Below are 22,035 nucleotides of genomic sequence, written 5' to 3'. Positions count from 1 at the left end.
ATCCATGGTCAAAAAATCTCCCCCGACGCGAACAGCAGGGGGAAATTTTATTTCTTTTTCTTTTCTTTTGCTTTTTTGCGTTTGCTACGCAGTTTCAGGTACTGGTCGATCTCTTTTTTGATCTTTTCCGGATCGCGGCCCTGCACAATCAGATCCTTCACCCACTCTTCTTTCCACACTTTGCGGACCAGTTCCTCCAATTTGGCGTAATGCACTTTATCGTCATGCGTGGTGAGCAACGACTTGCTCAGTTTTTTCACGTCTCTGGCATCGCTCCCTTTGGATGGCTCGCTGGCTCGCACAACCCGATAGATGCGGCGGGCCATTTCGTCCATTTTCATGTAGTGCTTCCATTCTTCGTACAACTCCGGCGCCATCTCCTGAACATGGGACAGGAAGACTTCCCGGTAGTCCTTGCCGAGACTGGTCAGCAACTTGCGAGGATACGGATAGGTCCGATCCCGCCAGACCGTTCGGGCGACGTCGATCACTTTCAGACTGCCGTCCGGTTGCAGATAAATCTGCCGCTTATGATGATCGATCCGCTCATATCCAATTTTTTGAAACGTTACCAGCATCTCGATCAATTTCCGCGAAAGCTCCTTTGTCAGCGGCTCCGCTTCCAGGTAGTCGCGCAAACTGATCCCCTTGATCAGTTCCATCACGATGTAGTTTGGGCCTTTCACGTACACGCGGGGAACAAGATTTGTCGATTGTCCCAACAGGAGCGCATAATGTTCCCGCTCACAATCGTCCTGGTTGCCGAACACTTTCATGCAGGTGTCTTCCCCGATCTGGAAGACCGCCCCCTGCCGCCCTTTTCCGATCATCACCAGCGGCGTGCGGTTTTCCACTTCGACATCCGCATTCAACAGATTTTGCACGCGTATTTTTTTTACCCATTTGGCAATCTGCTTCCGATCAATCGCTGGCAGTTGCCTCCCATCCTCCTGTTTGGCCTGCTCCGGTTCCGATAGCCACTCCGGTTTCAGCGGCAGTTCTGGCTCCGGCGCCGGTTCCGTCTGCAGTACCGGATGTGGCTCACGGGGCGTCATCGGTGCTGCGTATACGTCCTCCATGTTCATCTCGTGGCTGTTCATGCAATGTGCTCCTTTCCCGTTATTCCTCATCCACCGGCAGATACAGCCGCGAGTGGTCTCCCAGTTGCACACGCAGCGACCGGGGATAACGCCGGCTGCCTTCCAATGTCACATCGCCGCCAATAATGCTTTCATCAATTCGCCTGGCAATGTTGCGGATGCGGGTCCGTTCCAGCACAATGCAGTTCTCCATCTCGCTGTCCTCCACCAGAACATCATCCCCGATCGCGCTGAAGGGTCCGATATAGGAGCGAATGATCCGTGTGCCGGCACCAATCACAGCAGGCCCCCGAATCACCGAATTTTCAACATGCGCTCCCTTCCGGATCACCACAGGCCCTTCCAGCAACGAAGACTCGATATTGACACCTGTTTCGTACTGCTCACCCCGGAGTTCCAACAAAACACGCCGGTTGCACGCCAGCAGATCTTCGGGCTGCCCCGTGTCCCTCCACCATTTGTCAGTTGGAACGGCCGTTACAGTGAAACCATGGTTGATTAATCCCTGTACCGCGTCCGTAATTTCATACTCGCCCCGAGCAGAAGGTTGCAGTCGATCGATCATATCGAACACAGCCGGAGTGAACAGATAAATCCCGACGATCGCAAAGGGGCTCGCCGGATGACGGGGTTTCTCCTCGACCCGTACGATCCGCTGCCCCTCAAATTGCACCACTCCAAATTGGCTAGGATTCGCTACCCGGCTGACCAGCAGCATCGCTTCCGGTTTTTCCGCCTCGAATCGGTCAACCAAATCATGCAGTTCTCCCGCATAGAAATTGTCTCCAAGGAACAGCAAAAAGGAATCGTTCCCAATAAAAGAACGGGCGCAACGTACGGCATCCGCCAGTCCACGCGCCTCCTGCTGCACGATGTACCGAATGTCCACCCCGGCGCATCCCCGGCTCAGGGTATCAGCAAACTGGGATTGAAAGCAAGGGGGCACCACGATTCCGATCTCCAGTATTCCCGCGTCCTTCATTTGATCGATCGCATACTGAATCACCGGTTGATTGGCAATCGGCAGCAGATGTTTGGGACGGGAGTGGCTGTAGGGCCGTAACCGTGTTCCCTTGCCTCCACATAGAATCAAACCTTTCATTCAAGTGTCTCCCCTTGATCCACCAATTTTTTTCTCGTGTCCTTCCCGTACGATAAGGTATGATGGTTGGCCAGGGCGAAGGCACGGCGTTCTAACCGGTACAAAAGCCCGTTTTCCCGGCAATCAGGTCCCTGACCCTCGAGGGAAAATACCTATTTCATCTCCGCATCGCTACCCCGCTTCGCGGCGGATTGAGATGCCCATCCGCCACAGGGACTTCTACCTACTGGATTGATAGATTTTTAACTATTTTTGTAGCCAAGTCTCTCCGACCGCGTAAGATATACCAACTGCAGAGCGCGTGGCTCGCGTCCGCCTACCTCTGCGAGCCATTCCACAATGATGGCTTTGGCCGCTGAAACACCGGTTCAACGGGATCCACAAAACGAAAACAGTGGGGGATGTTGATGAAAATCGTTCTCATTTGCACCGAGATGAACCCGGTTCCTCCGATCATTGGAGGAGCGGTGCAGATATATATTGATGGAATCGTTCCATACCTGGCCAAGAAGTGGGACGTCACGGTTCTCGGTATCAAACACGAATCGCTGCCGGACAACGAAGAACGGGATGGCGTGGTCTACCACCGGTTTCCTAAGGATCGGTACCCGGTGCATATCGCCCATCACCTGGCTAGCTCCTCCTACGATATCCTGCATATTTTTAACCGTCCTCAATTCGTACTCGATTATCATCACGCCTCTCCTGGCAGCAAGCTGATCCTGTCTTTGCACAACGAAATGATGGCAGAACACAAGATCCCGTTTGAACGGGGAAAACAAACGGTCGCCGTCTGCGACGCGATGCTCACAGTCAGCAAGTACATCCGAAAGACGGTGCTGGAACGGTTTCCGGAAGCGAAAAAGAAGCTGTTTGCCGTCTATTCGGCAGCCGATATCGACCGGTATAAGCCCTATTGGATGGACCAGCAGATGCAGCAGGTACGGGACATGATGCGCCGGGAATACGGGGTGGAAGACCGGCAGGTCATTCTGTTTGTGGGTCGGTTGAGCAAAGTGAAGGGAGTCGACGTGCTGATTCAGTCGATGGAACAGGTCGTCAAGCTATGGCCCAAGGCATTTCTTCTAATTGTTGGAAGCAAATGGTTCGGATCAAACGAAACCGATCCGTATGTGGAATCTCTCTACAAAGCGGCTGCAGCCTTTCCCAATCACATTCGATTCGCCCATTTTGTGCCTCCCTCCGAAATGCCCGGCTTCTTTGCGATGGCTGATCTGTTTGTCTGTCCTTCCCAATGGAATGAACCACTGGCGCGTGTGCATTACGAAGCGATGGCTTCCGGTATCCCGATCATTTCCACCGACCGTGGGGGGAACGGGGAAGTGATCAAGCACGGCAAAACCGGCCTGCTGCTCTCCAAAGAAAAGTATCAGAACCCGAAGGAGCTTGCCAAGCTGATCGTTCACTTGCTGAAACACCCAAAACTGGCAAACCGGCTGGCGCGCGAAGGACGGCTGGCAGCCGAGAAAAAATTCAATTTTGCACGCCTGTCGAATGAAATCAGAGATATCTACCACTCCATCAGCCGCAAGAAAAAATAATACGCCGCCGGTCGCATCGACCACTTCACAGCCGTATTTTCAAGTATAGTGTATTTACCCATTTCAGAAATAATCAGCCATCTGCATGAAATCTGGTTGAACATCTTTTTCAAAACATGATGGCAGCTCATAGAATATAGAACGAGGCAAAAGAAGGGAGGAGGAGACAGTGGGCAAGCATCAGAAAAACGACCGAAAAGAGCGAAAAGAGGAAAAAAAGAAGAAGAAAAAGCGGGACGAATCGGAGCAGCAACAAGTTGGTGAACAAACGTGGACCAAAGCGGATTTTACAGACGGCGAACCTGAAAAAAGCAAAAAGAAGAAAAAGGATAAGGAAAAGCAAAAGAAAGAAAAAAAGAAAACGAAGGAACAAAAGAAGGATAAAGAGAAAAAGAAAGAGAAAAAGAAAAAGAAGGAGAAGGAGAAAGAAAAACAGAAGAAAAAGAACAAGAACAAGGACAAACAGCAAAGTGCGCAGCCAATCGAACCGTACATGCCGGACGACGAGCAGGAATCCCCGCTCGAATATGCAGTTCCATTAAATCGCAACTGTGATTCGTTAAGCCCGGGAAACAACCTGTATGATGCGCTCTTCTCCTTCGAAGTGGAGACACCGCCCGTCTGGGTGGATCCCACTGTTTGGAATATTGCCTACGCTGCCGTGCCGGCCGGGTATTCCATCCCTGATCCTGTGTTTGTCAACACGCTTGCGCAACGGGTCGCCTGGCAACTGGTGGAACCCACCATCACAACCGCCAACCCGACACCCGCTACCTCTTCTTTGTTCAACAGGTTCCTGCAAATCCTGGCACGACCGTTCGGACCAACTGCACCGCCACCTGCCACGAACTAACACACAAACCGAACCCGGGCTGTTCGCATCTCCGGCAGCCCCGATTTTTTTGATCAGAATGATCAACCAGGCGTTGCCCGGATTCAGGTTCCCGGCAAAGCAACCGGAGTCGGCTTCCAGGCACAGCGTCACTTCGCTATGCGATGTGGCAGGTGCTTGTATCCGGCTGGGACAAATTGTTCTTGAAAAAAACGAAGGGCTGCTCACCCGCAGCATTACTGCGGGGGACAGCCTCATACTGTTTAGGGTATCCGTTTGCTATCCATCAAGTCAGTACCGGGTCCGGTTCCAGGTGCGGTGCCGGGTCCTGTATAGGGACCAGTACCAACCCCGGCTCCCGGTGCTGTTCCCGTTGGTCTGCTGGTCGGAATAGGGATTCGTAGCAGTTCCTTGGTCACATCTGTCAGTTTCACAGGTTTCTTTTTGTCTTTATCTTTCTTCTTTTTTTCCTTGTCTTTGCCCATCCGTTATCTCCCTCCTCCGGCAAAAAATCGGCTGTATCCTACTCCCCAGTTTATTCCTGTCAATCTGCATAAGATTGGACGATTCAACGAAACAATACGCCCAATTTCCCGTTACAGGGTACCGGCCAATCTTATTTATTGTCATCTGGTGCCGTATGTCCCTCATTCGCAAGCGCAAAATCGATCGATAGCCGACCAGCCGCTGTGACTGCAATTTTGCGCATATGCATACCGAACGTACCAGCTGCACAGATGAGTGCGTAGTTGCCCATCGGCACCGCCGGAATCGTATACTCACCCAATCGGCCGGTCCGCACACTGCTCACCACTACCCCTGACACGTCCAGCAGATGTACAGAAACACCCGGGATCGGAAGCCGTTCCCGTCCCCAACTGACCCTCCCGTGCAGACTGGCAGTCGGAGCAATCGGAACCCGGCTGTCCCCATCCGAACACCTGCGTCTTCGCCTGAATTCGGTGACAAACGCCGGATCCGGAATTTGCATCCGTTTCGTCGACCGGCCGGCGGTGCTCGCCGCCACACGCCCTGTGACCGCTGCCTGATACACCTCAACAGTGCGTTCCAGCATCGTTCGAGCGTGCCAGTTCGCCCAGGCACTGCTCTTTGCTCCCTGCGACAGCCGTTGGCGCAATCCGTCGTCTGTCAGCAGTTGCAGTATCTTTTCGGAGAGTTGCCAACTGTCACCCGGTTTGACCAGCATCCCGGTCTTCCCGTCCGCAATCATCTCCCCTATGCCGCCAACGTTTGACGCCAAAACCGGTTTTCCAAGCGTTTGTGCCTCCATCACAACAAACGGCAGGTTATCCTGCAGAGAGGGGAGTACGACAAGATCGGCCGCATTCAAGAGCGCCGGAACATCCGACCGGTCTCCCAAAAACCGTACATGTTCCGAAATTCCAAGCCGTTCGGCTTGCTGCTCCAGATCCTGCCGCATCACACCGTCCCCGATCAGCCAGCAGACGATATCGGTGTGTGTTTGCAGCAAAAATGCCAGGGCCTGCAGCAGGTAGGTTTGCCCTTTAATGGCTACCAGTCTGGCGGGACAAGCGATTACTTTGCGTCCCGGTTCGGCGGGCACATCCCCTGTGTCCTGCGCCCGGACTGCAATTGCCTGCAGATCGAGGCCATATGGAATGATATGGGTGCGCGGATGAGCGATTTGCAAGGCGGCCAACCGACCTGCCAGCCAACGGCTGGGCAGAATCAGGCAATCGGGCGACGTAGCCCCAAAATACTCGTCCAACACCAGATAGTCCTGTTCGATCGGAGCCCGCATCCGGATTTCACCGTTGGCGATCCATTCGGTGGCCAGAAAGCCGTGAATGGTGGCGACCAGCGGAATGTGGTCCGGTTTCACCCGCGAACAGACAAATGTGGAAAAAATATCCTGCGTATGAATCAGATCGTAGCCATCCACACCCAACTGGCGGCATGCGGACGCAAAGACGTATTTTTCCGTTTCGCGCCCGACGATCCAAGGGGTCAGTTCCATTCCGCGTTTTCTGTATCCATCGCATACAGCGGCCTCCGTTTGCGGGAGAAGGGCATGTTTTTCCACTTGCCGGCCGCTTTTTATCAGATAGTAATGCGCCAGATCGGGATGTTGGGCAAGAATCTCCACTTCATGCCCCATCTGTTCCAAGCCATTGCGCAACGTGTCTACGTACGTCGACACTCCGCCGATATGCGGCAGGTGCCAGTACGTGGCCAACAGAATCCGCAAACAAACTCCTCCTCTCCGCCCGAGTTCACCATATGATCCCCTGTTTATCCTATTCAGAGCGGACCGTTTGCGCTTTGCGCGATTGCCTCAGTACCGTTGGTAACCGATCGGAATACAATAAACAGAAGGACAGCTTCCCGCCATGATCACTGCTTTTACCACGACGACCTCCTCCCAATCTTCCTCCATTTTTCCAATCTGTTTCTTTCCAGTATATTAAGCCCCTGTGCAAACGGAAACGGCGTTTGGCCTTCTCCCGAAATGACAATAAAAATACCTCTCTGTGAACAAGAGAGGCATTTCTCTGTCATTTTTTTACTTCGCCTTTGATAAATCGTTCCTGAAGTATGTGAGCTTCCTCATCCGTATATTGAACCAATGGATGTTTCATTGTAGAAGCGGCGACAGACGGCAGGGCTCCTGCGATTCCCCTGTCCAGCGCCAGCTTGCAGCAACGGATTGCATAGACCGCCACACCGGCGCAGTTCGGGGAATCCTCCACCGACAGTTTCAGGTCAAGATTCACTTTTACGCCGCCGCCAAATTGTGTTCCTTCGATGCGAATATAGCAAATTTTATCCTTCAGCCAGGATACATAGTCCTTTTTCAAATCTGGCAACCCAGGCAGGGTCGGACCCGATAAAAACGGGGATGCAGTTGATAAAAGCAACACCCGCCTGCAATGCGCATTCCGCGTAAAACTCCGTGGCCTTTACGCTTCCCACCGGCAAAAAGTTGAGCAACATGTCCACTTCGCTGTTTCTCAGTTCCGCAGAAACGTTTTTGCTGTTTGACAGTCTATGTACCACAGCGCAACTTTGTTCAAGGGCACAAAAAAACCTCCTGCAGGCAGGAGGTCAGCCTGGTAACAGACACACCGTCAACAAGCTTTTTTTCATTATATTACAACAGGTTATGCCATTCTTTGTTCTGGGCGATCTCCTCGTAGCAGTGCTCGCACAGCTGGCCGGCCCCGTCGATAAAATGCTCCCGCATGTAGGATGGCGTGTCTTTCTCTATTTCCGTTAGCTGCTGACACAGTACACAAGGCTCTCTCATATTCAGGTCCCCTCCCAAAGTGTATGTATCCTCTATTATACAAATTGTCAAAAAAAAATTCCAGGGAAATGTTTTGAATTTTATGTGAAATGTTTGGCTTGTCCGGCCACCCGCAAAAAAAGGGGGTCCTCCGCAATATCGGAAGACCGGTCGTCCGGCTACCACCAATAGGGACGATAGTACCACGGACGATAGTACCAAGGGTAAAACCACGGACGGTAGTAATACGGGAAGAAAGGAAACGGTCGCGGGAAGAGCGCAGGACCATACGGCGAAACTCCGACAGGCGGGAACTGCCTTGTTTCCTGCTGGTCAGCCGCTGCTTCACCAGATGCGGTTTCCGTTTCGCCTGCGCCGTCTTCCCTCGCCTCATCGGTCGCATCCAAGCGATCATACCCAGGCTGGTAATAGGGCCGCGGAACCGGCCACGGATGCCCCGGAATTTGCCCGTAGTAAAAAGTGTGATAATGCGGATACGGGAAATACGGGTGATGATAGGGGGCCGGGTGATATGGATAGGTGGGCGGATATCCCCAGGGGATCTGGCGTGCATCGTCCGTATTTTCCTCTCCGGTTTCGGCAAGCCGGTAAGGAAAGTCGGGAAAATGCGTCCACGGAATCTGAAATAACTGCGGATACCCAGTTCCCGGAGACATCTGAAACGGCGGCGCATACGGAGCCTGCTGCCAATGATCATACACCGGCCCAGGTGACGCCTCAGGCGCAGTGGCCATCCCGTCGGCGGCCGACGGCTCCGCATCCTCTGCAGCCGCTGTTGCATCGCCGTCCGCCATTGCCATCCCGCCCATTTCCGGCCATCCTTCCCCCGGTGCAAGCTCACGCTGTTCGTCACTCATACGGCAAACTCCCCTCCTTGCGAATTCGCCCGGATCACAGGCACATTGCACAATATGCCAAAGCCGGGAGAAGGGCGCTTGCCCCAGAAAAAATGGGCGGTCTCTTATTTTCCTGTCAACCGGCGCAAGTTCAAATAGTTCGCCAGTTGTTCTTCCGTCAAGCCTTCCGCTTTGGCGATCTCCCGCACCGTTTTGTTCTCCGCGTACGCTTTCTTCGCGATTTCCGCTGCCCGGTCATACCCGATCAGCGGATTCAGTGCGGTCGCCACTGAGGTGCTCATCTCCGCGTAATAGCGGCAGCGCTCCTCATTCGCTTGCATGCCGACGATGCACTTGTCAGTGAACGCGCGAACTCCCGTCCCGAGGATCTGGATGGCGTGCAGCAGATTGTACGCGATCACCGGCATCATCACGTTCAATTCCAGTTGGGAGGCGGAACCTGCGGAAGCGACTGTCACATCGCAGCCGAACACTTGATAGCAGATCATGTTCATCATCTCGGGCAGCACCGGATTCACCTTGCCCGGCATGATCGACGACCCCGGCTGGACGGCCGGCAGCCGGATCTCCGCCAAGCCTGTCCGCGGACCGGAAGAGAGCAGCCGGATATCGTTCGCGATCTTCATGAGCGTGGTCGCCAGGGCGCGCAGTTGCCCGCTCACCTCGACCGCCGTATCCGGATTTTGCACGAATGTAAAATAATTGTCTGGCTTCCGGAATGGCAATCCGGTAAACCGCGCAACTTCCGCAATCGCTTTTTCCGAATAATCGGGATGCGCGTTAATGCCGGTACCCACCGCGTTGCCGCCAAGCCCGATCACCAGCAACCGTTCGCTCACCTGTTGCAGCATTTCCCGCCGCATTTTGAGCGCGTTTGCATAGCCGCCAAATTCCTGGCCAAGCCGCATCGGCACAGCGTCCTGCAGGTGGGTGCGGCCCGATTTGACGATTCCGTCCCACTCGTTCGCTTTTTTGAACAGCGCTTCTTCCAGGTGCAGCAGATTCGGCAACAGATCGTGGGTAATCGCCTCGATCGCCGCGATATTCATCGCCACGTGAATCGTGTCGTTCGTCGATTGCGCCATATTCACATGGTCGTTCGGGTGAACGAGCGACGTGTCCCCCCGCTCGCCGCCCAACAACTCGCAGGCGCGATTGGCGATCACCTCGTTCGCGTTCATGTTTTGCGACGTGCCGGCGCCCGCCTGATAGACGTCGACCACGAACTGGTCATTGAATTTTCCCTCGATCACTTCTTCCGCCGCCGCAATGATGGCAGCCGCCAGCGACGGATCCAGCTCGCCCACGTCCCGGTTGGCGATCGCCGCCGCCCGCTTGATGATCCCTTGTGCCCGAATGAACCGCGGCTGCAAGCGCAGACCGGATATCGGAAAATTGTGCCGCGCCCGTTCCGTTTGGGCTCCATAATAAGCGTCCGCCGGAACCCGTACCTCCCCCAGTGAATCTCTAGCGATCCGAAACTCTTGTCCCATCAGCAAGCCCGCTCCCCCTGCAAAATAATCTCCACCGCCTCTTGCAGATCGGCGGCCGCCGCATCCGCAGCCGGATGTCCCTTGCCGACAAAAATCGTCCGGGTGCCGGCCCGCCGCCCTGCCTCGATGTCACAGTCCCTGTCGCCCACCATAAAACTTTTGTCAAGGTCGATGCGATATTTGTCAGCCAGTTCGAGGATCATGCCCGGCTCCGGTTTGCGGCAAGCGCACCCTTGCCGGGGTTTGTGCGCACAGTAACGGATTTCATCGATCACCGCCCCGCTTTTCCCCAGCTCCGACAACAGCTTGTCATGAATCTGCTGCAAGTCCGCCTCTGTCATGTAGCCAAGCCCGACACCGCCCTGGTTGGTCACCACAAAAACCCGATAACCGGCAGCTTTCAGCCGTTTGATCGCCTGTTCCACGCCAGGAAACAAAATCAGGTCCTGCGGGCCATTGACAGGCCGGGCATTGTCGTTAATGACACCGTCCCGGTCAAGGAACACCGCTTTGTCCCCCATCTGGCAATGCCTCCTTTTCCAGCTATCTGCTAGTGTGCACCGAATCCGGCGGGATAAACAAAAAAGCGCCATTCCCGTTCGGATGGCACTTTCTGCCCTACTTGCTGCCCGACACCGGTTGCAGCATCACCCCGATTTTGGCGGCCTGGCGGAGCGTACCAATCTGCGATCCCTTGCGTTCCACCGCTTGCTAAATCGCCACCAGATCAACTTTTGCTTCGACCAGATAGGGAGGCGACAAGGCGCCCCCCCTTGACCGACAACCCGTGCGTATATCTCCTGTTCCAAACCGGGTCGCGGCTGCAACGGCTGCATGCGCGCGCAAGCAGCCGTGGGCTTACATGCCTGTAGCCTGCCTGAACGCCTTCTGAATCCGGCGGGTGATGGGTCCGACCTGCCCGTTCCCGATCGGTTGCCCTTCCACTTCCACATAAGGAGCAACTTCGCTCGTCGTTCCCGTCAGGAACAGTTCGTCAGCCGCCAGCAGTTCGTCTTTCGTGAACGGCCGCTCGATCACAGGAATTCCAATTTTGCCGGCCAGTTCGATCACCACATGACGGGTGATGCCAGGCAGAATCCAGGGGCCGTTGGGATGGGTGACCAGGTTCCCATCTTTTACAATAAACAGGTTGGAGGCGGATGCTTCGGTCACAATCTCCCCCCTGTGAAAAATCGCATCGTCGCAGCCGCGTTCCAACGCGGTTTCCTTCGCCATGCAGTTGAGCAGCAGGCCGGTCGTCTTGATGTTGCACATGTGCCAGCGCAAGTCTTCGACAAACACAGCCCGGCCTCCGTTGTCCCAAATCCGTGAGTCATATTGCAGCGGCTTCACATAAGCGACGACCGTCGGCTGCTCCAGCCTGGGAAGCCCGTGCGCACGCGGCGCTGCACCGCGCGTCACCTGCACATACAGGATGCCCCGTTCGATGCCCGGATTCCGCTGCAGCAGTTCGTCAAACACGCTTCGCAAATCGTCCGCCCGGAAGGGGATGCGGAGTTTGTCCAGCCCGTTTTGCATGCGTTCCAGGTGGAGATCCATTTTGAAGTAAGTACCTTTGTATATGTACACCACTTCATACACCGCGTCCGCAAAAACGAACGCCCGGTCCTGAAACGATACTGACGCCGTGCTGTCATCCATCCATTGCCCGTTCACATAGACGATCATTCTCATCCACCCTTTCGTTGTCCTCCTTTCTATCATATATTGGAATCGCACACAAGCCAACCGCAATCCCGCTCCCGACAAAAAAAGAGCAGGCCGCAACCACCCGCTCGCTTATCGTTCGTTCTGATGGTGATGCGGCCCGAACATCCAGGCGTTGCGCAGCGCTTTCTGCAGTTCGAACTGCTGGAACTCGACCATTTTCTCGTAAAAGTATACATAAAACATCATCTGCCGATCGCCCCTTCCCTTTGCTCCGCCGGTGTTTCCGGAGAGTTGATTTCCGCCTCCATCGTACACCTTGCAGGCGATGGCAGCTTCAGCAGATGGTTCGATCCGGTATACGAAAAAAGGTCCGCCTTTGCAAGGGGACCGGTCCTAAGACTTTCGGCTGATTGGCACCGCTGGCATGACTATTGCGCGATGCCTCGTTTCACCGCATAGAGGGCTGCTTGCGTCCGGTCAGCCAGCTCGAGCTTGCCCAGGATGCTGCTGACGTGGGTTTTCACCGTCTTTTCCGCGATATGCAGGGCGGCCGCGATCTCTTTGTTGCTCATCCCTTGCGCCAACAGGCCCAGCACTTCCCTTTCCCGCTGGGTCAACTCGTCAAGGGGATCCGCGGCAGCCGGTTTGCCTGGCGGCAGGGCCGCCTCCGCCATCAATTTGTGCGTGATTTCCGGATGCAGCTGCACATTTCCGCTGTAAGCTCCGCGGATCGCTTCCGCCAATTGATCCGGCTGCACATCTTTCAGCAGATAGCCGGACGCTCCCGCACGCAAGGCGGGGAGCACCTGATCCTGTTCGGAAAAACTGGTCAGCACCAGCACTTTGACGGAAGGATGGTGCCGCTTGATCTGCGCCGTTGCTTCGATGCCATCCATCTCCGGCATCACGAGGTCCATCAAAACGACATCCGGCTGCAGCTCCGCCACTTTTTCCAACGCTTCCGTCCCGTTGCCGGCTTCCCCGACCAGTTCAAAATCGGGCTGCGTGCCCAGGAAAAAGCTGAGCCCTTTTAACACCACCGCATGATCGTCGACCAACAAAATCCTAATTTTCATACGCCTGCCTCATTCCCGCTTGATCTTTCGCTAATGGAATGGTGACCCGGATTTGCGTGCCCCTGTTCGGGGCCGATTTCACCGAAAATACCCCGCCAAGCATCTCGGCCCGCTCACGCATCGTCAACATTCCCATCGACTGCCGGCAGCCTGCTTTCCCCACCGTAAAACCGTTGCCCTGATCGCTGATTTCCAGACACGCTTCCGCCTCGGTGATGCACAGCCTTACGGCCGCCTGATCGGTCCCGGCATGCTTGCTGACATTGTTGAGCGACTCCTGGCCGATCCGCCACAGCGCTTCCTCGACCGACCGCGGCAATTCGCGCATCCCTTCCCGCTGCTCGCGGATCACCAGCCCGAGGCTTTCGCCGTATCGTTTCAGGGCGGTCACCAATCCTTGCTCCAACCCGGCGGGACGAAGCTGCCAAATCAGGGAACGCATCTCTTTAAACGCGTCTTGCGCCAATCTTTCAATCTCGCGCAGCGATTGGTGGACAATCTCGCTTTGCCTGGCGACTGCCGATTCTGCTCCCCGCGCCGTTAACGCCAGCGAAAACAGGGTTTGGCAAACCGAGTCGTGCAGATCCCTCGCCAGCCTGTTGCGCTCCTCGATTTTCGCGATTTCCCGCCGCTGCGCGTAGAGCCTCGCATTTTCCAAAGCCAGCGCGGTATGGTCGGATAAAGCGGCCAGCACATCCGCATCATGTGCATCAAACCGGTTTTTCTTTTGGCTGCCGACAAACAGCACGCCAATCACCCGTTCCCGCAACCGCAGAGGCACTGCGACGGCCGACCGGAAAGCAGGCACGCCAATCGCTTCCAATTCAGGCAGCGGGTCCCGGTTGTCGCTCACGATCACTCTCCGCCCCTCAAGCAAAGCGGTCCCGATCGGACCGGCCCGTTCGGGAGCAACCGATCGCCACCTGTTGCTGACGGTTCCATTCTCGCAGAGCGCCCGTAGCGACAACCCGTCACCTTCCCGCACGAAAAAAGCGACCGATGGCCAGTCGAACGTTTTCGCCACCTGCCGGACCCACTCGCCGGGGATTTGGTCGGTTTCCAAGATGGATCCGAGCCGCCGGCTGACTTCCCCCAATTTCGCGTAATGCTCCGCCCGTTTTTGTTGCGCGTGATACAGCCGGGTACGCTTGACAGCCGTACCAATCTGGTAAGCAACCGCTTGCAGCAGTGCTAGTTCCTCATCGGTAAAAATTTCCTTGCCAGGTGCTGCCACATTCAATATCCCAAACAGTTCGCCGCCCGCCTTCAGGGGCACGGTCGCATGATGCACAATACCGCCGGTGTCACCCCAGTTCAATTCGATCGCGTCCTCGATCCGTTTGCATTCAATAATATTCACCGCATGATTCAGTTTTCCCTTCCAGTACCGGTCGAGACACCAGCAACTGCCCTCTCCCATCGGAGTTTTCCCGCCCCAGCAAAGGGCGGGCGGCAAACCGTGGTCGACCACACAGGCGTATTCCGGCTCCTCATCGACCAGAAAAATCCAACCGGTCGTCAGCCCCGTGACTTGCAACAGTTTTTGGAGCACCGCATCCAGCATCGGATGCATGTCGTTCAAGGTGTTCAAAGTTTCCGCAATTTCTTTCAACGCTAACAACTCGTGGATCGGCCGTTGTTGCGGCACCGAATATCCCCCTTCCAATTCGTTTAATAAGATGATCGCATCCTTGGCATACCTCTGGCAATATGGTATGTGCCGGCGGTCTCGCCGGAACAGGCGGAAACGGGCTGATTGCACAAAAAAACACCCGTTGCGGGTGTTTTCTAGATAACTCAATATTCCGACCTCAACAACCGGTCGCTCAGCGGCACTTTCAGGAAATCGGCCAAATGCAAAGCATCTTCCCGCTGCAAATTGAACAAGCCGGCCAGTTCATCCACGATGTTGACGTCATGCGTGTCCAAAAGCGCGCTGCGATTGGATTGCAGACACGTTACGATCGTCTTCCCAAAAAAATGCTGCGAATGGATCAGCACGAAATCAAACCGGGTTCCTCCCGCCACAAACCCCACATGACGCGTGTGAGTCGTTTCCTGATGATCGAACAGAATTTGCTCCATTCAGACTCCCCCCTTTTTCGATTGGACATTGCCATGCAGGTTCCACCTTGCGGTACACCGTTTTCCGGGCGAAATAGCATTTTCGACGTCCGACGCCTTTTTTTCCTTTCGCTCCTCGTTCTTGCGTATGCCATTGTCGCTTTTTGGCCCTCAATGCCATTATTACTTGGTCTGTTCGATGACGGGCATCGTCAGGTGCGCGTCCAGATGATCCGGTTGACCGTTCTTCCGATCCAGTTTCGCCAGCCTGTTTTCAATCTCCAACCGTTCCAGAAACTTCTCCAGTTCGACTTGTTGATGCATCCGTTTCATCTCTGTCTCCCCCTTTCTTCAATTGATTTTACTCGATTTGGCTTCCGTTCCGTTCGTCAAGCTCGTGTCAGGAAACAAAAAACCCCATAGACACAAAACGCGCTACGGGGGCACACAATCACGACATTCTCCGCACAATGCCTTCACTGCCTCTCTTAAACGCTTACGAAGTTAGCTGCCGGGTTCGGACTTAAGAGATTGCCCTACCAGTCATATGACAGAGGTCATATGGCCGGATTCACCCCAAAAATTGGTTCCCCCGTTTCCTTTCGGAATTCAGCGACTTGGATATGAAGTTGTACAGTTTATTATACGGAAGCCAGTTTTCCATTGCAAATCAATAACAACGGCGAAATCAGTAGTATTTTTGACTGGCGTGTAGAATTACACGAATAATCGGCGAAAATCGGTTTGAGTGAAATGTTATGTAAAGTTCCCCGCAGCAGCGGCAGACGGTATTCGGTCCGGTCGCCGGCTCCTTTCGCCGCCCGTTTTTGATATATAATGGGGATAAACCGAGGAGGGATCTGGATGGAAACGATCGGCTTTATCGGCACGGGCGTTATGGGAAAAAGCATGGCTTCCCATCTTCTCAAAGCGGGGTATCCATTACTCGTGTACAACCGCACCAGATCGAAAGCGGAAGAGCTGGTCGAGATGGGGGCAAAATGGGAGCAGTCGGTGGCCAACCTGGCTGCTCAGGCAGATGTCGTGATCACGATGGTCGGCTACCCGAAAGACGTGGAAGAACTGTATTTGGGCGAAAACGGGATCCTCGCCAACGCCGGGAAGGGCACATATGTAATTGACATGACCACTTCTTCACCCACGCTGGCGAAAAAAATCTACGAAGCGGCAAAAACGAAAGGAATCCATGCCCTGGATGCTCCCGTTTCGGGCGGCGACATCGGCGCGAGAGAAGCCAGACTGGCGATCATGGTGGGGGGCAATGTGGAAGATTTTGAAGCGATGAAACCAATTTTCAGCCGGATGGGAACCAACATCGTCTGGCAGGGGGAAGCCGGTGCGGGACAGCACACCAAAATGTGCAACCAGATCGCGATCGCCTCCAACATGATCGGGGTGTGCGAAGCGATCGCCTACGCGAAGAAAGCCGGACTTGATCCTGAACGCGTGTTGCAGAGCATATCGACCGGGGCAGCCGGCAGCTGGTCGCTCAGCAATCTGGCCCCCCGCATGATCGCCGGAAATTTCGAGCCGGGCTTTTATGTGAAGCATTTCATCAAAGACATGCAGATCGCTTTGCAATCGGCGAAAGAAATGGGGCTCTGGACGCCAGGGCTGGAACTGGCGAAGTCCCTGTACGACAGGCTGGCCGCCGAAGGCTTCGAAGAGTGCGGAACGCAAGCGCTGTTCAAACTGCTGGACAAATAAAAATTACATAATCAAGAAACCGTTAACCATAAGACCGTGGCACCCGCCATCGCGATCCCAACGGTCTTATAGACGATCTGCGCAGCAAGCCGCATCGGGTCCACCATCTTCCCGCTGTTCGGCTTGCTGTACAATTCGACCCTGTAAATCGATACAATCGTGATCGGTCCCAGATCCGCAACTTGCTTTCGATGTTTATTTTTTTCCAGAAAGAGTAACCATGTGACTCCATCTCGTTATTATTCAGACGCAATTATTCAGACGCAGGAACGGCATTTCGCAGATATTCTTCCAGCGTGAATCCTTTTTCGGCAATTTCTTTGGCCATCTTCGTGCCTACATAGCGAATGTGCCATGGTTCGTAGTTATATCCGGTAACGGATTCTTTGCCTTTCGGGTACCGGATGATAAATCCATATTCGGCCGCATGCTGGGCCAACCATTTCGCCTCCGGCGTATCAGCAAAGCAATCCTCGGCTGCACATTTTCCGGTACTGCCGGAAACATCGACAGCAAGCCCTGTCTGATGTTCGCTGTGACCTGGCTCCGCACTGTATTTTCGAGCCGCTTCTTCCCCTTGTGTTTTTATATAGTAGGCAAACAACGTTTTTTGCGTATCATAGGAACGATAAGCGGATACGACCGCAAGATAAATGCCGTCCTTCCCGGCTCCGGCGATCAGCCTTTCCAGTGCTTGGGCCGCTTCCTTTCGCATTAAGCGCCGTTCATCTTTCTCCCTGAAAATAAACGGAACCGCCGGTTCGACCAGATCCGATGGCTTATAGTTGGCCGGGAGCATATTCTTTTTATTGACAAGTACGGCGATATCATCCGGTTTCGCGGCGACTTGGACCTCGTCATTTTTGGGCACAATAGTGTCTGAGCTTCCCGCAGCTTCCGGATTCGCAGGCGACCACGGATTTGCATGAGAAGCTGTATCTGCATCCGGGGACGGAGCAGACGGTGTGAAAACGCCGGGGAATATGGCCTTCTGGCCGGTTTTCAGGCCATTGCATCCGGTCGCCAGAGTTATGACTCCCACAAGCAGCAAACGGGTAAAAGAGATCAATCGAATTTTTCGCATAGTACCTTCCTATCCATCACGTGTTGTGTGATTTACCGCCGCATTCTCCAGTCTGTCCTATTATAGCGAATGCAGTCCCCCAACAGAATAAGCCCTGATGTGGAAAATATAAGATTCGCGTTCTTTAATCCATCCATTTTGGATCTTTCAGAGGCAACCGGATCCGGAAGGCGGTCCCTTTGCCGGGCTGGCTTTCCACCTCAATCGTTCCATGATGGGCCTCTACATGCTTTTTGACGATGGCCAGTCCGATTCCCGCTCCGCCGGTTGCGCGGTTTCGCGATTTGTCCGCCCGGTAAAACCGTTCAAAAATAAACGGCAGATCCTCTTCCCTGATCCCAATACCTGTATCCTGGACGGTGACCAAAACCTCTTTGGGCGAACTCCGTGCCGCGCTGATGCAAACCGTACCGCCCGGGTCGGTATATTTCAACGCATTATCCAGCAGGTTCAGCAGGATATGTTTCCACCTGTCTTTATCCAGTGGAACTGCAAACGACCCCTCCGCCCGAAATTCCAGACGTACCCCTTTGGCAGCATAGTTAGGGGAAACCAGATCGATAATCGAACGCGTAACCTCTGCCAGGTCGAGGAATTCGAGCTCCAGTTGCATGCTGTCGCTTTCTGCCCGCGTGAGGGATTCCAAGCTGGAAACCAAAGAAATCAGGCGCTCCACCTCTTCGAGGCAAGCTTCGAACCGAGACTTCGTAGGTTTCCAGATGCCGTCGATCAATGCTTCCAAATGGCTCTTCAAAGTTGCCAGAGGTGTACGCAATTCATGCGCCACATCGGCCGTCAAAGTGCGGCGAAGCTTGTCCTGTTTCTGCAATTCATCTGCCAAATGGTTGAGCGACTGGGCCAGTTGGGTCAACTCATTGTTCCCGGGCGGATTTTCAATGCGAACACTGAGGTTGCCCTTCCGCATCTGCCATGCCAAATGGATCATCTCCGTCAGCGGGCGCGTGATGCGGCGGGACAGATACCAGCTCACCACAAGCGACAGCACCAGGACAGGGAAAATGGCGCCGATCGCGCCCTGTGTCATCGCCCGGCGATAGTGCCAGTCCAGTTGACTGTACGATTGCGGGTCGTGATAAAAAATTTCGGCATAACCGACGGTGGTACCACGGGATTGAACCGGCACCAGCTCGTAACCGTTTGTTGCTTCAGGCGCTTGCCGCACCGAAAGGTCCTGGCTGCCGGTTGCGAAGGCGTCACTTTCCCAGATCACGCTCCTGTGAGCATCCAGCAGATGGATATGAACGCCTTCCAGTTCGCTGAGCTGAGCGACTTCGATGCCCGTTGTCTTGCCCCAACCGCCGTTTCGTTCATAGGCCTGCCCCAGGACATGGGCAATCCGTTGATTGCGAAGTTGCCGGTTCTGTTCCACGTACTGCACAAAATGATAACGGTCCGCAGCATTCAAAATCCAGCAGGTGAGCAATGCAACAGCGAATGCAAGGGCTGTCAATGTCCACGCCATTTTTGATTGAAGCGATCGTTTCACACAGGTCACTCTCCTTGCAGCTCACCGCTGGCGGCAAACGAACGGCGGCCGCCAGCCCCTGGCTTTTGCAGCACGCCGCCGGTTTGTACGCAGCTGAATCGGTTCATTTCCCGTCCGTTTTTTTTTTGCGGCTCCTGAAAACATATGTCGAACATTTTCTCGGCGATCAGCCCCCAATACTGGGACGAGCTACCCCGCGTAACCTGCCACATGCCTTCCCGCACATTCTGCAACTGTTGCAGGCTGAACGAAACGGTATACAATACCTGGGGTTCCGTTTTTTGAATCACCTGTTTGTCCGGCGAAACAATCTGTTTCACCACAAACGGCTTCATTCGCTTGCCGCCGTTTGCAATCGTGCTGACATACTGCACCCCTGTCAACGGTTCCCAACATCCGTATCTTCCTCTATGATACTTTCCATTATAACGAACAATTATGGAAAAAATGTGACGAAGCTGTTTCGAAATCACAGATCGAGCCTGCCAATTATTGTGTCTGGAATTTCACACAGATCTCCTAGTACCATTACAGTACGCTCATGTTTAAAAAAAGCGTAGCCGAAGCTCTTCGGAGCGCGGGGGATCCAGTTTTGGGGTGAAACCACGAGTGGTCGGGTAAATCCCTTTATCCGAACCCGTCAGCTAACCTCGCAGGCTGCAAAGGGAGGATGATGATTCAAATGAAACAAGGCCGCATTTTTTTGCTCGCCGCCGTTATCCTGGGCGGTTTTGGTACGGTTCTGACGAACCCTGCATCTGCAACGACTTCCGATGTTTTAACCAGAAGCGAAGCGATTGCAAAGTACAAAAAATATTATGCCGACTATCAAAAAGACGAGCTTGTGAAGGTTCAACAGTATCGGGACGCTTATCGGAACATACGGGGAAGCGTGGCGGATCAGGTCATTGAGCGGGCGATCTGGTACATGGACAACGGGTATATGGTGTACGGTCACGGCTATAACTCCTATCAGACAAAAGGATTGATAGACTGTTCCGAGTTCACCAAGCTGGTCTATGGAGACTTTGGCTTTAACATAACCGATGTCGCACGCAATTATGGCTCCGTTGGCACCCGCATTACGGGTGTTTATCCGAAAAAAGTAAACGGGAAATGGAAACTTGAAGGCACCGAAAATCTTCTCCCGGGGGATATTTTGACTTGGTGGGGTAGAGATTCGAACGGAAAAAAATATATTCGGCACGTAGCGATTTATATGGGAATGATCAATGGGCAACCAGCAGTCATCGGCACAAGATCGGACAGGAATCCGACAGCGATTGGGATTGTCAACGATTTCCGTTATTGGTGGGGCAGCAATTTCTTTACGGCGCAGCGGATATTACCGGAAGGATCCTGGACACCGGGCAAAACCATACCGGGTCATGAGGCAAAACCTCCTGTTATCCCGAATACCTATGTCCTCCCCCCACAGCGGCCGGTTGTAAAGCCGCAATAAATCCGTCCGGAAATCAATCTGCCGATCTCATAAACAAGTGATATAGGGGGCAGCTGCTCCCTATATCACTTTGATGAGTCCTTTCATGCTATTTTCCCGATGCCCCGGAATTGTACATACGATCTGATGCATACCTTCCCTCTGAGGAACAAATGTGATGCTTTCTTCTTATCCGGGCCCAGAATGCAAATGAATCATACTGCTGGCCGCTTGCCGAGAAGAGCCGTGACCTTCATGCCCTTTCTGTTGTTTGATTATAGCAGAGTCCAAACCTATAATTTCCAAATCATAGAAGGGCACGTCCATTTATTCCGGAATCCTCCGCCTGCATGATCTGTCCCTTTCCATGCCGCAAACGGCAGATGCTCTCCTTTATCTCGTTGCGCCCGACAAGCGGGAAAAGGAAATCAAAGCACAATTGTTACGCCCTTCTTTTCGGCAGACTGAAACGCTGAACATCGCGTACATCCTGTTTTTTGACCTGCGTTGTGATTATGACGCCATGTGCAAAATTGGAATAGATGCAACCTGACTGACTATGCCTAATACGATCCCGCTTCAGCCCCTCCAGAGACCAATTTGCTCCACTGAGTTCCTCGGTCGGTTGGCAGATACACGTCTTTTTTCATTGTCAACATCTGAATTTTTTCTGCACCGAAAACTTGTCCGTCGCTCCCCGGCATGCCTTTCATGTTCTCCGCCTCAACCACCAGAAAGAGATCACTGGCGTACCCCTTCACGCGAACGACCCGAAAACCAGTCCGTTGAATCAGTTCGAAAGTGTTTCTGTTCAAATGGCATCCGGCACAGAGACGCTTCCACACAGGCGTCAACCAATCCTGCAAGCGGCCGAGCATGGGGCGGTTCAACCGTACGTGTTCGAAAAAAAGGACTTTTCCATTCGGTTTGCTGACTGTATACGGTAACTTAAAAATACGCCACACCGCTCATTGAAAATTCCCCCACCTTGACCGATAATCCTCACAAAGCAGATAGTTCGCAACGTGAGGAGCCGGGAGAGATGATCCAATTGATTCAAAAGCAAAACATCCTCATTATGCATTACCGGGAGGGGAAGTCTCAGAGAGAGATTGCGAGAATGACTGGCGTTGACCGGAAAACGGTCGGAAAATACATCAAACAATACGAGCAGCAACGAAAGGAGTTGGAACAAAGCGGAAATTTAGAGAATCCGAACGTCCTCATCC

The 22,035-nt window shown here is 53.8% G+C and carries 22 protein-coding genes, 1 pseudogene and 2 riboswitches; of the genes and pseudogenes, 5 read left to right on the top strand and 18 right to left on the bottom strand.

The features are described 5' to 3' along the window. Nucleotides 1-47 precede the first annotated feature (47 nt). Nucleotides 48-1,100 (bottom strand): protein kinase family protein, encoded by a 1,053-nt coding sequence (locus C230_RS19925; RefSeq protein WP_018131672.1) that lies wholly within the window; start codon nucleotides 1,098-1,100, stop codon nucleotides 48-50. Nucleotides 1,101-1,119: 19 nt separating this feature from the next. Next, a complete protein-coding gene (locus C230_RS0108825) occupies nucleotides 1,120-2,202 on the bottom strand; it encodes a glucose-1-phosphate thymidylyltransferase (protein ID WP_018131671.1) in 1,083 nt (360 codons plus the stop codon). Between the two features lie 407 nt (nucleotides 2,203-2,609). On the opposite strand from C230_RS0108825, the gene C230_RS19920 reads away from it, so the two are divergent. Both C230_RS19920 and C230_RS22525 read left to right on the top strand, forming a co-directional pair. Continuing rightward, complete coding sequence (locus tag C230_RS19920) at nucleotides 2,610-3,764, top strand: glycosyltransferase family 4 protein (RefSeq protein WP_018131670.1); 1,155 nt, start codon at nucleotides 2,610-2,612, stop codon at nucleotides 3,762-3,764. A gap of 169 nt (nucleotides 3,765-3,933) precedes the next feature. Next, the gene (locus tag C230_RS22525; protein ID WP_018131669.1) at nucleotides 3,934-4,617 is read left to right on the top strand and encodes a hypothetical protein; all 684 of its coding nucleotides are present in this window, start codon (nucleotides 3,934-3,936) and stop codon (nucleotides 4,615-4,617) included. A 242-nt stretch (nucleotides 4,618-4,859) separates the two neighbouring features. Here the strand turns inward: C230_RS22525 and C230_RS23135 are convergent, their stop codons facing one another. The 12 genes from C230_RS23135 to C230_RS22510 form a co-directional block, all read right to left on the bottom strand. Continuing rightward, nucleotides 4,860-5,081, bottom strand: coding sequence for a hypothetical protein (locus C230_RS23135; RefSeq protein ID WP_018131668.1), 222 nt, complete (start codon nucleotides 5,079-5,081; stop codon nucleotides 4,860-4,862). 131 nt (nucleotides 5,082-5,212) lie between these two features. Next, nucleotides 5,213-6,826, bottom strand: coding sequence for a glycosyltransferase (locus C230_RS19910; protein WP_018131667.1), 1,614 nt, complete (start codon nucleotides 6,824-6,826; stop codon nucleotides 5,213-5,215). 307 nt (nucleotides 6,827-7,133) lie between these two features. Further along, nucleotides 7,134-7,436, bottom strand: a complete 303-nt coding sequence (locus tag C230_RS0108800; RefSeq protein ID WP_018131666.1) for a hypothetical protein — start codon at nucleotides 7,434-7,436, stop codon at nucleotides 7,134-7,136. A 293-nt stretch (nucleotides 7,437-7,729) separates the two neighbouring features. After that, nucleotides 7,730-7,885, bottom strand: coding sequence for a hypothetical protein (locus C230_RS22515; protein ID WP_018131664.1), 156 nt, complete (start codon nucleotides 7,883-7,885; stop codon nucleotides 7,730-7,732). A gap of 158 nt (nucleotides 7,886-8,043) precedes the next feature. After that, nucleotides 8,044-8,742 carry a hypothetical protein gene (locus tag C230_RS19905; protein WP_018131663.1) on the bottom strand — a complete coding sequence of 233 codons (699 nt, stop codon included), beginning with the start codon at nucleotides 8,740-8,742 and terminating at the stop codon, nucleotides 8,044-8,046. 104 nt (nucleotides 8,743-8,846) lie between these two features. After that, entirely contained in the window at nucleotides 8,847-10,235 is a 1,389-nt protein-coding gene (locus C230_RS0108780; protein WP_040393273.1) for a class II fumarate hydratase, read from the bottom strand. Next, the gene (locus C230_RS0108775; RefSeq protein WP_018131661.1) at nucleotides 10,235-10,756 is read right to left on the bottom strand and encodes a D-glycero-alpha-D-manno-heptose-1,7-bisphosphate 7-phosphatase; all 522 of its coding nucleotides are present in this window, start codon (nucleotides 10,754-10,756) and stop codon (nucleotides 10,235-10,237) included. The genes C230_RS0108780 and C230_RS0108775 overlap by 1 nt, the downstream gene beginning before the upstream one ends. A 337-nt stretch (nucleotides 10,757-11,093) precedes the next feature. After that, nucleotides 11,094-11,924: a D-amino-acid transaminase gene (gene dat, locus C230_RS0108765; protein WP_018131660.1), complete on the bottom strand. Its 831-nt coding sequence runs from the start codon at nucleotides 11,922-11,924 to the stop codon at nucleotides 11,094-11,096. 410 nt (nucleotides 11,925-12,334) lie between these two features. Next, complete coding sequence (locus C230_RS0108755; RefSeq protein ID WP_018131658.1) at nucleotides 12,335-12,982, bottom strand: response regulator; 648 nt, start codon at nucleotides 12,980-12,982, stop codon at nucleotides 12,335-12,337. Continuing rightward, entirely contained in the window at nucleotides 12,972-14,630 is a 1,659-nt protein-coding gene (locus tag C230_RS0108750; protein WP_018131657.1) for a GAF domain-containing sensor histidine kinase, read from the bottom strand. The genes C230_RS0108755 and C230_RS0108750 overlap by 11 nt, the downstream gene beginning before the upstream one ends. A 149-nt stretch (nucleotides 14,631-14,779) precedes the next feature. Then, on the bottom strand, nucleotides 14,780-15,067 hold the full coding sequence (locus tag C230_RS0108745; RefSeq protein ID WP_018131656.1) for a DUF3055 domain-containing protein: 288 nt from the start codon (nucleotides 15,065-15,067) through the stop codon (nucleotides 14,780-14,782). A gap of 162 nt (nucleotides 15,068-15,229) precedes the next feature. Next, nucleotides 15,230-15,379, bottom strand: a complete 150-nt coding sequence (locus C230_RS22510) for a hypothetical protein (protein WP_018131655.1) — start codon at nucleotides 15,377-15,379, stop codon at nucleotides 15,230-15,232. 145 nt (nucleotides 15,380-15,524) lie between these two features. Beyond that, nucleotides 15,525-15,671: riboswitch (cyclic di-AMP (ydaO/yuaA leader) on the bottom strand. A gap of 239 nt (nucleotides 15,672-15,910) precedes the next feature. Here C230_RS22510 and C230_RS0108735 point away from each other — a divergent pair. Continuing rightward, entirely contained in the window at nucleotides 15,911-16,774 is an 864-nt protein-coding gene (locus C230_RS0108735; protein WP_018131654.1) for an NAD(P)-dependent oxidoreductase, read from the top strand. A 29-nt stretch (nucleotides 16,775-16,803) separates the two neighbouring features. On the opposite strand, the pseudogene C230_RS23885 reads toward C230_RS0108735, so the two are convergent. From C230_RS23885 to C230_RS0108720, 4 genes and pseudogenes are all read right to left on the bottom strand, one after another. Continuing rightward, nucleotides 16,804-16,938, bottom strand: a pseudogene (locus C230_RS23885) (MgtC/SapB family protein); the annotation flags it as partial. 89 nt (nucleotides 16,939-17,027) lie between these two features. Then, the gene (locus C230_RS0108730; RefSeq protein WP_018131653.1) at nucleotides 17,028-17,858 is read right to left on the bottom strand and encodes a D-Ala-D-Ala carboxypeptidase VanY; all 831 of its coding nucleotides are present in this window, start codon (nucleotides 17,856-17,858) and stop codon (nucleotides 17,028-17,030) included. A gap of 124 nt (nucleotides 17,859-17,982) precedes the next feature. Beyond that, on the bottom strand, nucleotides 17,983-19,365 hold the full coding sequence (locus C230_RS19900) for a sensor histidine kinase (protein ID WP_018131652.1): 1,383 nt from the start codon (nucleotides 19,363-19,365) through the stop codon (nucleotides 17,983-17,985). A gap of 5 nt (nucleotides 19,366-19,370) precedes the next feature. Further along, on the bottom strand, nucleotides 19,371-19,739 hold the full coding sequence (locus C230_RS0108720) for a penicillin-binding transpeptidase domain-containing protein (RefSeq protein WP_018131651.1): 369 nt from the start codon (nucleotides 19,737-19,739) through the stop codon (nucleotides 19,371-19,373). A gap of 174 nt (nucleotides 19,740-19,913) precedes the next feature. Then, a riboswitch (cyclic di-AMP (ydaO/yuaA leader) is annotated at nucleotides 19,914-20,039 on the top strand. Between the two features lie 8 nt (nucleotides 20,040-20,047). Here C230_RS0108720 and C230_RS0108715 point away from each other — a divergent pair. Then, complete coding sequence (locus C230_RS0108715) at nucleotides 20,048-20,827, top strand: NlpC/P60 family protein (RefSeq protein ID WP_018131650.1); 780 nt, start codon at nucleotides 20,048-20,050, stop codon at nucleotides 20,825-20,827. A 1,021-nt stretch (nucleotides 20,828-21,848) separates the two neighbouring features. Further along, nucleotides 21,849-22,035, top strand: a 187-nt coding sequence (locus C230_RS19890; protein WP_040393261.1) for a sigma factor-like helix-turn-helix DNA-binding protein, incomplete at its 3' end; no start/stop codon positions are given.

This window comes from Effusibacillus pohliae DSM 22757, assembly GCF_000376225.1.
GTDB classification, from domain to species: Bacteria; Bacillota; Bacilli; order Tumebacillales; family Effusibacillaceae; genus Effusibacillus; species Effusibacillus pohliae.
Note: the sequence above shows the minus strand (reverse complement) of the source record. Positions and strands in the feature narration are given on the sequence as shown.